The 12,691-nt window shown below is 33.1% G+C and carries 7 protein-coding genes; all 7 read left to right on the top strand.

Annotated features, from left to right (window positions below):
* Window positions 1-187: 187 nt before the first annotated feature.
* The 7 genes from DWZ69_RS10075 (at window position 188) to DWZ69_RS10045 (ending at window position 12,603) form a co-directional block, all read left to right on the top strand.
* Window positions 188-2,551 (top strand): alpha-galactosidase, encoded by a 2,364-nt coding sequence (locus DWZ69_RS10075; protein ID WP_118000488.1) that lies wholly within the window; start codon window positions 188-190, stop codon window positions 2,549-2,551.
* A gap of 204 nt (window positions 2,552-2,755) precedes the next feature.
* Window positions 2,756-4,051, top strand: coding sequence for an extracellular solute-binding protein (locus DWZ69_RS10070; protein ID WP_118000450.1), 1,296 nt, complete (start codon window positions 2,756-2,758; stop codon window positions 4,049-4,051).
* Window positions 4,052-4,235: 184 nt separating this feature from the next.
* Window positions 4,236-5,150, top strand: coding sequence for a sugar ABC transporter permease (locus DWZ69_RS10065; protein WP_118000452.1), 915 nt, complete (start codon window positions 4,236-4,238; stop codon window positions 5,148-5,150).
* Window positions 5,143-5,985: a carbohydrate ABC transporter permease gene (locus DWZ69_RS10060; RefSeq protein WP_118000454.1), complete on the top strand. Its 843-nt coding sequence runs from the start codon at window positions 5,143-5,145 to the stop codon at window positions 5,983-5,985. Before DWZ69_RS10065 ends, DWZ69_RS10060 begins: the two co-directional genes overlap by 8 nt.
* 100 nt (window positions 5,986-6,085) lie before the next feature.
* On the top strand, window positions 6,086-9,121 hold the full coding sequence (locus DWZ69_RS10055; protein WP_118000456.1) for a glycoside hydrolase family 2 TIM barrel-domain containing protein: 3,036 nt from the start codon (window positions 6,086-6,088) through the stop codon (window positions 9,119-9,121).
* 16 nt (window positions 9,122-9,137) lie between these two features.
* Window positions 9,138-10,658 (top strand): response regulator, encoded by a 1,521-nt coding sequence (locus tag DWZ69_RS10050; RefSeq protein WP_118000458.1) that lies wholly within the window; start codon window positions 9,138-9,140, stop codon window positions 10,656-10,658.
* Window positions 10,659-10,719: 61 nt separating this feature from the next.
* Window positions 10,720-12,603 (top strand): sensor histidine kinase, encoded by a 1,884-nt coding sequence (locus DWZ69_RS10045; RefSeq protein ID WP_118436927.1) that lies wholly within the window; start codon window positions 10,720-10,722, stop codon window positions 12,601-12,603.
* The last annotated feature ends 88 nt before the right edge of the window (window positions 12,604-12,691 follow it).

Below are 12,691 nucleotides of genomic sequence, written 5' to 3'. Positions count from 1 at the left end.
TCCTTAACAAATAAAATCGGGTTAATTTGAGATTGTGGTATTTTGATACCAAACTAAATTTATGTAAAAGTAGTAAGGAGATAAGTATGTATATTGCAGATGAGAAAAGATATGAAAGAATGAAATAATCTTAGGACACTATGTAATAAACGAACACATATAATTTAGGAAAGTGCAGGGAAAAGATATGATTAAAAAATTAGAAAACGGATTTATTTTAAATACTAAAAACACTACATATGCCTTTAGAGTTTTGAAAACAGGGCATCTTGAACATTTATACTATGGAAAGAAAATCGCAATTGAAAACATGGAACCTTTAATTGAACAGCATAACTTTATGCCCGGTAATACGGTTGCATATAATCAGGAAACAATGGAGTATTCTTTGGAAAACATGAGACTTGAAATGTCTTCTTATGGAAAAGGTGATGTAAGGGAACCTTTTGTGGAAGTTGTTAAGTCAGACGGTAGCTTCACCAATGATTTCACTTATGCCGATTCAGAAATATCATGGGGAAAGCAGCCATTTGAAACATTGCCTGGTTCTTATGACGAAGATGGTAATGTGGACCATTTGACAGTTACTTTAAAGGATAATGACTTGGTAATGGAATTACATTATTATGTTTATGAAAACTGCGATGTTATTACAAGAAGCACAGTTTTAATAAATAAAGGTAAGGAAAAAGTAAATATAAAAAGATTAATGAGCATGCAGCTTGATATGTTTGGCATGAATTATGTAATGACAACATTTAACGGCTCATGGGCAAATGAAATGAACAGACATGATACAAAAGTAGCTGCTGGCAGATTTGCTAATTATTCATATGCCGGAACTTCATCTAACAGAGCAAATCCATTTGTTATGATTTCAAGGGAAGAGACTACAGAAGATTTTGGCGAGTGTATTGGAACTAATTTAATTTATAGTGGAAACCATTATGAAGCGATGGATGTATGTTCTTTTAATAAAACAAGATTCGTTTCAGGAATTAATCCACAATCAATGAGTTATGGACTTTTACCGGGAGAGAAATTCGAAGCACCTGAAAGTGTTTTAACATATTCTAAAAAAGGTTATAACGGCATGAGTCAGAATATGCATAAATTTGTAAGAGAGCATATTGTAAGAGGCAAGTGGAAATACAAAGAACGCCCTGTTTTATTAAATAGTTGGGAGGCAAACTATTTTGACATTACAGAGGAGAAACTTATTAATCTTGCAAAAGCAGGAAAAGATATTGGCATAGAATTGTTTGTAATGGATGACGGTTGGTTCGGAAAACGTAATGATGATACAAGTTCTCTTGGAGACTGGTATGTAAATAAGGACAAGCTTCCTAATGGACTGGCTCATTTAGTTGATGAAATTAATAAAATAGGTTTAGACTTTGGTATTTGGATTGAACCTGAAATGATTAATAAAAACAGCGAACTTTACAAAAAACATCCTAACTGGGTATTGGAAAATCCTAATGCACATCATTCAGAAGGCAGAAATCAATGTATGCTTGATTTAACAAATAATGAAGTTGTGGACTATATGGTTAAGGAAATTAGCAATATTTTAAGTAGTGCAAATATTTCTTATGTTAAGTGGGACATGAACAGAATATTCTCTGATTATTATTCAGCAGGTTTGCCTTATGAAAGTCAGGGTGAAGTGTCACACAGATACGTTTTAGGTTTTTACAAAATGGCAAAAGCGCTTACAGAGAAGTTCCCTGAAATTTTATTTGAAGGCTGTTGCGGTGGCGGAAACAGATTTGACCTTGGAATGTTATGCTATTTTCCACAGATTTGGGCAAGCGATGACACTGACGCAGTGTGCCGTGTAAATATTCAAAACGGATACAGCTACGGTTATCCAATGAGTACAGTAGGAGCACATGTTTCAGCATGTCCAAATCACCAGACTTTAAGAACAACTCCAATTGATACAAGATATAATGTTGCCTGTTTTGGAGTGTTAGGTTATGAATGTGATTTGACAAAAATGTCAAAGGAAGACCTATTCTTAATTAAGAAGCAAATAGAAGAATATAAGAAGTGGAGAAAAGTCTTACAGTTTGGAGAATTCTACAGAGGAAAGAGTCCTTACGAAAACTCACAGGACAGTGACTCTAACAATGTATATCAGTGGACTTGTGTAAGTGCAGATAAGAAAAAGGCTGTTGGCATGTTGTTTAGAAAAATTATTAAACCAAATGATCAGTTCTTAAATTTCAGACCAAAAGCTTTGGCTGAAAACAAGGAATATCATTTCTATAACCGCCCGGTGTACCATAACAAAAAAGATATGGGACATTTTGTCTACGAAAATAATGAAATTAAAAGTAATGAGAATTTATCAAAAGATGAAGTTTCATTTGTAGCAGAAAATTTTGTAAAAGGTGAAACTGAAGATTACATTGCATACGGAAGTCTTTTAAATGAAGCAGGTGTTAATCTGAAAGAAGGATTTGCAGGTATAGGAGTAAACGGAGATACAAGGATTATGAAAGATTTTGACTCCAGACTTTATTATATGGAAGAAGTGGAATAGGGTTTTTGAACCGTTCCAAATAAAAATAGTACAAATTAACTGAAAATAGTCCAAAAAAATAAAAAAATGTACAAAGAAAATGTTAAAAGATTTTAAAAATTGTATAAATTACACTGAACTATGTCCTAACTGTGAAAATGTTACTATGGTACTATTGAATTACAAAGAAACCCGAATAAAAAAATTGTAAGGAGGAAATTTTTTATGAAACTAAAAAAAGTTGTAGCATTTGCAATGGCAGCAGTTATGACATTGGGAATGGTAGGATGTGGTAGCAGCTCAGGAAGTAAGAGCAGCTCATCAAAGGATAGCAAAACTATTACAGTTTGGGCTTGGGATGAGAATTTTAACATTAAGGCAGCAAAGGAAGCAGCAGAAATTTACAAAGGAATTGATAAGGATGTAAAAATTAAAGTTGTTACAATGGCACAGGATGACATTGTTGCAAAGTTAAATACAAGTCTTTCATCAAAATCTTATGACGGTCTTCCAGATGTAGTTCTTATTGAAGATTACAGAATTCAGGGATACTTACAGTCATATCAGGATGAGTTTTATGATTTATCATCAGTTGTTAATAATGACGATTTTGCAAATTATAAAACAGGTGTAAACACACTTGATGGAAAAGTATATGGCGTTCCATTTGACAGTGGTGTTGCAGGATTATTCTATAGAACAGATATTTTAAAACAGGCAGGATATTCAGAAAAAGATTTACAGAACATCACTTGGGAAAAATACATTGAAATTGGTAAGAAAGTAAAAGAAAAGACAGGCAAGTACATGTGTACACTTGATCCTAGTGACATAGGTCAGATTCGTATGATGTTACAGAGTGCAGGTGCCTGGTATACAGACAAGGACGGAAAAGTAACAATTTCAAACAATCAGGCATTAAAAGATGCAATTAAGATTTACAAAGATTTAGTAGACGCAGGCATTACAAAGCAGACTTCAGACTGGAATCAGTTTGTAGGTGCATTTAATAATAGTGACGTAGCTTCAGTTATTACAGGTTGCTGGATTGCTCCTTCAATCAAGGCAGCAGAAGACCAGAGTGGAAAATGGGCTGTAGCAGCATTTCCTAAGATGGGTTCAAACTCATCATCAGTTAATGCTTCATCAATTGGTGGTGCAGGTTGGTATGTATTAAAGAATACAGGTAACAGCAAGTTAGCAGCTGATTTCTTAGCAAAAACATTTGGTAGCAACACAGATCTTATGAACTCACTTGCAAAAAATATTAGCTTAGTAAGTACATTAAATGCATCATCAGATTGTGCAGCATACAAAGAAGAAGATAAATACTTCGGTGGCCAGAAGATTTTCGGTGACCTTGGATCATGGACAGAAAAGGTTCCAACAGTAAATTATGGAGTTCATACTTATGCAATTGAAGATATGATGACAGAAGCTGTTTCAGCAATCGTTGGAGGAGCTGACATGGATTCAACATTAAAATCATATCAGAGCAAAGTAGAATCAGCAGTACAGTAAATTTTACGGTACTTAAGATAAACTAATTTAAAAATCTAAAAAACAAGACTCAGAAGTGGCCCGATATTCACAAGAATGTTTCCCATTATGTGGACATCGGGTTTGCTTTTGAAACCAATACTTATTAAACAAACATGTGTGAAGAAGTAAACAGAAGGTAGTAGATAAAGGAGGCTGCGTTAAAATGGATAAACTAAAAAAACGAAATAAAGCAGTTACCCGTAACAGTGGGATGAGTCCCAAATTAAATAGAAAAGGATGGGCATTTGTTCTTCCGGCATTTATTTTAATACTTATATTTGTATTTTACCCAATGGTACAGTCATTCCTGTTATCATTAAAAACAGGAATGGGAAGTAACTTAACTTTTACGGGACTGGATAATTATAAAAGATTATTAACAGACGAAACATTTAAAAAAGCATTATTTAACACGGTTTTATACTTGATAATTCAGGTGCCAATAATGATTATTTTAGCACTTGCAATTTCATCAATGTTAAATAATAAGAAGTTAAAATTCAGAGGATTTTTCAGAACAGCAATTTTCTTACCATGTGTAACATCACTGGTAGCATATTCCATTATCTTCAAAAGTTTATTTGCAACAGATGGAATTATTAACTCAATACTTATGAACATTCATCTTGTAAGTGAACCAATTCAGTGGCTTACAAATCCTATAGCGGCAAAGGTTTTAATTATCATTGCCATTACATGGAGATGGACAGGATACAATATGGTATTCTATTTATCAGGTATGCAGGGAATTGACGATTCAATTTACGAATCAGCTCAGATTGATGGAGCTTCAGCATTTGCAAGATTCAGATATATTACATTACCAATGCTTAAGCCAATTATTTTATTTACAACAATTAACTCAACAATAGGTACATTACAGTTATTCGATGAAGTTGTAAACATCACAGACGGTGGCCCGGCTAATGCAACAATTACAATATCACAGTACATTTACAATACAATGTTTAAATATAACTCAAACTTCGGATATGCATCAGCTATATCTTATGTAATAGTTATCTTGGTAGTTGTATTGTCATTTATCCAAATGAAAGTAGGTGACAAGAATGACTAAGAAAAAAATAATGAGTATTTTACAGTACGTTATATTAATTATATTAAGTATCATTTCAATCTTCCCATTTTATTGGATGATTGTGGCAGCTACAAACAAGTCTGTAGATGTATCAAAAGGCACATTAATGATTGGAAGTCATATTGTAGAGAACTTTAAGTCATTAATGGCATCAGACTTAAATTATTTTGGAGCATTTAAGAACTCAATTATAATCGCAGTAGTTACAACAACACTTGCAATGATTATTTCATCTGCAGCAGGATATGCTTTTGAAGTATACAAGTCAAAAGCAAGAGACAGAGTATTTAGTGTTATTCTTGTTTCAATGATGATTCCTTTTGCAGCATTAATGATTCCATTATTCCAGTTATTTGGTAATTTTAATACAATTCCAATATTAAGCTGGATTGGAATTAATACACCGGGATCAGTAATTATTATTGCCATAGCAACGGCATTCTTAATTTTCTTCTTCCGTCAGAACACTCAGACATTTCCAAAAGATTTGGTTGAGGCTGCAAGATTAGACGGACTTGGAGAATTTGGAATTTTCACAAAGATTTTCATTCCAACAATGAAATCAACATACGCAGCAGCTATTATTGTTACATTTATGACAAGCTGGAACAACTACATGTGGCCATTAATTTCTTTACAGTCACCTGAAAAGAAAACATTACCACTTATTCTTTCAGCATTAGGTTCATCATACACACCTGATTATGGAATGATGATGGTAGCAGTTGTAATCGCAACAATCCCAACAGCATTAATCTTCTTCTTAATGCAGAAGAACTTTGTACAGGGAATGACAGGCTCAGTAAAAGGTTAAAAAAGAACATAAAAAACACAATAATATGGATTATGGTTAAAAGAAATTTTAGCTGTAATCCATATTAGTATAAATATAAAAATATGGAGCGGAGGTAAAAATGAAAAAATCAGTATTAAAACCGGAATTAAACTGGCTAAGTAATCCGGAAGTTTTTCGTGTAAACAGAATGGATGCACATTCTGACCACTTTGTATATGAAAGTGAAGAAGCCTACAAGAATAATAAAAGCAGTTTATTTCAGTCATTGAACGGTCAGTGGGACTTTGCTTACGCAAATAAGCCGGCAGAGCGAATGGCAGACTTTTATAAAATGGATTTTTCCACAGAAAAATTTGACAAAATAAATGTACCGGGACACATTCAGCTTCAGGGGTACGACAGATGTCAGTATATTAATACAATGTATCCTTGGGATGGCAGAGAGGAAATGCGTCCACCTCAGGTATCAGAAGAATATAATCCTGTTGGAAGTTATGTAAAATATTTTGACCTGGATAACAGCCTTTTGGATAAAAATATTATTCTTTCATTCCAGGGTGTTGAAGTGGCTTTTTATGTTTGGGTAAACGGAGAGTTTGTGGGATATTCTGAGGATACTTTTACACCATCAGAATTTGACATAACAGATTTTGTACAGGAAAAAAACAATAAACTTGCAGTGGAAGTATACAAAAGAAGTAGCGCAAGCTGGATTGAGGATCAGGATTTTTGGAGATTCTCAGGCATATTTAGAGATGTTTATTTACAGGGACTTCCAAAAAGTCACGTATACGACATTGATTTGAAATCTGATTATGATTACAAAAATCACACAGGAGATTTAAACACAAAAATTACTATAACAGGTGCTATAGGTAATAAATATAAAATAGATTTAAAAAATCCAAATGGAGAAGTAGAAACTTTATTTGAGGGTAACACAGCTGACAAATTTGAATTATCCTCAAAAGTTGAAAACATTGCTCCTTGGAGCGGAGAAAAACCAAATTTATATGAAGTAATTGTTTATTTATACAATGAAAATAATGAAGTAGTAGAAGTTGCATCTACAAAATTCGGCTTTAGAAAGTTTGAGATAATCAACAAAGTTATGTGTCTAAACGGCAAGCGTATTATTTTCAAAGGTGTAAACAGACATGAGTTTAGCGCTACTGAAGGCAGAGCTATTACAAAGGAAGAAATGATTTACGACATTAATTTTATGAAACGAAATAACATTAATGCTGTAAGAACTTCACACTATCCAAACCAGAGTTTATGGTACAGACTTTGCGACGAATACGGAATTTATTTAATTGATGAAACTAATTTAGAAAGCCATGGCTCATGGCAGAAAATGGGTGTAATTGAACCGTCATGGAATGTTCCGGGAAGTCACGATGAATGGAAAGAGTGCATTCTCGACAGAACACAGTCAATGTACGAAAGAGATAAAAATCATCCTGCAATACTTATGTGGTCTTTAGGAAATGAGTCTTATGCAGGAACTGTTTTAGAGGCAACATCTAAATATTTACATGCCAAAGATAATACAAGATTAGTACATTATGAAGGTGTAGTTTGGAATAGAGAGTTTGACCATATTACTGATATGGAAAGCAGAATGTACGCAAAACCTCAGGATGTAGTTGAATATTTGGAAAACAATCCAAAGAAACCATACATTAACTGCGAGTACACACATGCCATGGGAAATTCATGTGGTGGCATGCATTTGTACACAGATTTGGAAGACAAATATGATATGTACCAGGGAGGCTTCATTTGGGATTATATTGATCAGGCAATTGAAGTAGAAGAAAACGGTAAGAAGGTATTAAAGTACGGCGGAGATTTTGGCGAACGGGCAACAGATTACTGCTTCTGTACAGATGGAATAATTTACGCAAACAGAACTCCTTCACCAAAGGTTCAGGAAGTAAAATATTTATATCAGAATATCAAGATGAACATTTTTGAGAATGAAATAGAAATAGATAACCAGAATTTGTTTACAAATACTAACAAATATGTTTTTGTATTGGAAATAATCCAAAAGGAAACAAGCATTTGTAAGAAAGAATATTCTTTTGATGTGGAACCGGGAGAGAAAAAACGTTTTCAGCTAAACATACCTGAAACTATAGGTTTGACAAGAAATGAAGATTATATTTATAATGTGTGTATACAGCTAAAAGGTGATGAAAAGTGGGCTGAAAAAGGCTTTGAAATTGCTAAGGAACAGTATGTTTTTGAGGGTGTCTGCAACACTGAAAAAACAGCCATTAACAATTTAGAAGTTATTAGTGGAGATGTAAATATCGGTGTTAGAGGAAATGATTTCTTTGCCATGTTCTCAAAGCAGGAAACAGGAATTATTTCACTTGTATATTCAGATAAGGAATACATTACAAGGGCACCTAAGCCAACATTTGTAAGAGCATATACAGACAATGACAAAGGTTGTGGCTTAGATTTCCAATATGCTATATGGGACAAGGCAGGAAAAACTGCAAAGTGTACAGGATTTGCAAAAGATGAGTTGGAAGAGGGCATAAAAATAACATATGACTATGTTCTTCCAATAGAAGGAAAGAGCTGTACAATTTCATATTTGGTATATGGAGATGGCTCAATAGACGTAGATTTCAAGTTAAAAGGTGAGGACGAATTTTCAATTCCTTTATATGGTATGGAATTTAAATTACCAAAAGAATTCATTAATGTAAAATATTTTGGAAATGGACCTGAAGAAAATTATCAGGACAGAAACAAAGGTGCAAAGCTTGGAGTTTATGAAACTACAGCAGCAGACAATATGTCTTCCTATTTAATACCTCAGGAATGTGGTAACAGAACAGGCATAAGATATATGGAAATTACAGATGAAACACAAGAAGGAATCAGATTCTCTTATGTGGATAAACCAATTGAGGGAAGTGTATTACCATACAGTGCGGCAGAACTTGAAAACGCAATGCATATAGAAGAACTTCCACAAAGCAGCTACACTTGGGTACGTGTTTTAGGACAGCAAATGGGAGTTGGTGGTGACGACAGTTGGGGCGCACCGGTTCAGGAAATATATACAATTCCTAAGTCAAAAGTTCACGAATTTAAATTCAACATATCACCTGCAAAGCAAAGAAGTTAGAAAAGGTGAGTGAAAAATGTCAGACTTATGTAAAGTGTTAATTGTCGATGATGAGTACATTATGAGACAGGGAATAAAACATTTAGTTAATTGGGATAAAGAGGGATTTCTTATCGTTGGTGAAGCCACCAACGGTAAGGAAGCCCTTATTATGGTTGAGGAATTAAAACCACATATAGTTGTAATGGATGTTGTAATGCCGGTAATGGACGGAGTGGAACTTACAAAGGAAGTTCATGAAAAATATCCAGACATAAAGATTATTGTTCTAAGTGGTTTTGATGACTTTTGCTATGTAAAGGAAACTCTCAAAAACGGGGCGATGGATTATATTTTAAAGCCTACATTAACAGGAGAGGTTTTTCTGGAAGCTTTAAAGAGAGCAGCAGACAGCATACCGGGATTTAGTTTGTCAGGTAACAGCAATTTGAATTTGAATCATGCATTAGAGTGGTACATAGCAGGTTATTCAGATTCCATAAACATACAGGATTTCCCTGAATTTGCAAAACTAAATACATATAGGATGTTTGCAGTTGACATAAATTATGCATTTGAAAATGATAACGATTATGTAGCAAAAATCAGAAAAGAAATCCGAAAAACACTGGACGAAGCAGAAATCATATTTGGTAGAACAGTTATTGATAACAGAAATTTAATATACGTTTTTAATTATGATATTGTTTACGAAATCGGTGTTTTGGAAAAATTATCTAGGATTGCTGAAAGGGTAAAAAATGTTAAGCCTAAGGGATTTTTTGTTTTAAGCAAAAGATTTGAAAAAATACAGGATGTAAGAGAAATTTATTTACAGGTGGAAAGTCAGATAAACAGCGGCTTTTATTATGACAATAAATCAATATTGAATATGGAATATTCTAAGGAAATCCAGAAAGAAATTCCCAAATTTGATTATAATGATTTCTCCTATGATTTGCGAAATGGTGAATACAATACAGCAATAGGAAAAATGCGTGGCTATATTGAAAAATGTGCCAAGGCTCATGACAATTGCGAGAAAATCAAGAATAAGGCTAAAAACTTTATTTACAACATTATTATTATGCTAGAAGAATATGACATTGATGTTGAACCTATGAGACGTAAGTATTTTAAAGAAATAGAAGAGACTATTTATGTTACTGATTTTTTAAAGAAGCTGGATGAAATTTTAGATGAAATAAAAAAGGCTTTTGCTGAAAACATGACAGGTACCGACAGGGTAATGAACAAAATAACAAAGCATATTTTGGAACATTACATGGAACCATTGGATTTGGATTCTCTGGCAAAAGAGTTTAATTATAATTACAACTATTTATCATCATATTTTAATTCCAAAAATAAGGAGGGTTTCAGTGGTTATTTAAACAAAATCAGAATTGAAAAATCCTGTGAAATTTTGAAGAAGGAAGATATACCTATTTCAGACGTAAGTACAATGGTTGGATATTCAGATCATAGTTATTTTTGTCGTGTATTTAAGAAAACCACAGGGTACACACCAAGTGTGTACAGAAGACGATTCAGATAAAAAACAAAATTGTTACAATATGTATAAAAAAAATATATTATAAATATTCAGGGAATAAAATATGAATAGAGAAGATGAAAAAATGCACAGTGAGAAGCCATGGAATGAAAAGATACAGAACAAGAAAGTGCCAAGCGGTAAGGAAAAAATCCACAAAAGGTACAGTATAAAAAAAGGCTTAAAGGAGAGAAAAGGCAGCCTTATTATTAAAATAATGGCAGCAATTATTATCGGTGTTGTTTTAATTAGTCAGATTAATATTCTCCTTGTAAATAAATTTTCAAAAGATTTTTTCAGTGAAGTGTATGGAGATTCACAGGAAAAAAACATTGAGAAAATACAGGAAGATTTGGAAGAATATTTTGGCAGTATTGAAAAAACATTTGACAATATTTCCACAAGTTATGACATAAATATGTATTACTCAGGAAAGAATTCGTCATCAGTAGATAAATTTATTGCAATGCATAACATGCAGAAGTCTTTTCAAAATGCATTCGAAAGTAAGCTTAGCGGAACAACGGTCCTGCTTGTGTCAAAAGAGGGAGAAATCTCTGTAAATAACAATGATGTGCTTACAAAAGAGTGGAAAGAAATTAAACAAAATGAAGTTTTTAATGAAGCACGAAAAAACAACCGAAAGTTATGTTACAGCTATGTAGATGAAGGCTTTACTTATGCAACTAAGTCAAGCTCCATAATTTTAGGAGTAAAGGCATTAAGAAATATGAATAATAAGTTGTATGGTTATGGTGTGATTTTAATACCTGATAGTGAGTTGGATAACTTCTATAGATATGGTGAAAACCAATACAACAGTATTAGCATAATTGACAGCAATGGCATGATTGTCTCATCTACTGATAAATATCAAATAGGAGAAACAGATACAGAACTACAAAAGATAACAAACGAAATGCTTGAAAAAGAAATCACTGTTGAGAAAATGGAGAAAAACGCAAAGACTAATATGGTTTTGTGTAAAAAAATTCCATACGTGGATTACAGTTTGTGCTTTACGGTAGATGCAAATGAGGCCATTGAAAGTCTTTATAATATTTCAACTTTGATGTGGTACATTGCAATAATTACAGGAGCAGTTCTTTTAGTAATTTATATTTTAGTTAGAAGAACCATGTCGCCATTAAGACAGCTTGGAAGAAAAATGTCTTATGTAGCAAAGGGTGATTTTAATCAATATGCGGAAGTGACAGGGGATGGAGAAATTCAGGAGCTTGCAAAGTCATATAACAGAATGCTTCATGATATCAACCATTATGTTGACAGCATAATTGAGATACAGAAGCAAAAACGACAGGCTGAGATACATGCTCTTCAAATGCAGATAAACCCTCATTATATTTACAACACATTAACCAGCATAAAATGGTTGATTATGCAGGGTGATACTGTAAAATCAACAAAAGCAATTGATGCATTTATTAAGTTGCTTAGAAGTACAATAAGCAAGTCAGATGAATATATTTCCGTTGAAGAAGAAATAGAAAATCTGAAAAACTACATGTATATTAACGAAATCCGATATGGCGAAAAAATCAAAACAGAGTTTTTCATAAGCATAAACGAACCGGACCAGTTAATGATTCCTAAAATGATTTTACAGCCGTTTATTGAGAATGCATTCTTCCATGGATTTCCTGAGGGACAAAATGGAGAAATTTTTGTGTGTGTAAGAGAAAAAGCAGAAAAACTTATTGTAGAAATTATTGACAACGGTGTTGGAATGGATGAAAGACAGGTTAATGAACTTGAAAACGGTAAGAGCAGTAGAAAGTCAGAACATTTTACAGGAATTGGAATTAATAACATACGTGACAGACTTAAATTAATATACGAGAATCAATATGAACTGAAAATAAAAAGTTCATTAGGCGAAGGCACAACAGTTACAGTTGTCCTACCTATACAGCACAAAGAAATATAAATATTATAAGAAGATATAGAAAGGCATCATATAGGAAGCCTTTCTTAAGACGCAGGAATGTAATTATTTTTACAAACCTGCGTTTTTG

Source organism: Eubacterium sp. AF34-35BH, assembly GCF_003477765.1.
Taxonomy (GTDB): Bacteria; Bacillota; Clostridia; order Lachnospirales; family Lachnospiraceae; genus Eubacterium_G.
The sequence above is the reverse complement of the archived record's forward strand: the minus strand, read 5'-3'. Positions and strand labels throughout refer to the sequence as shown.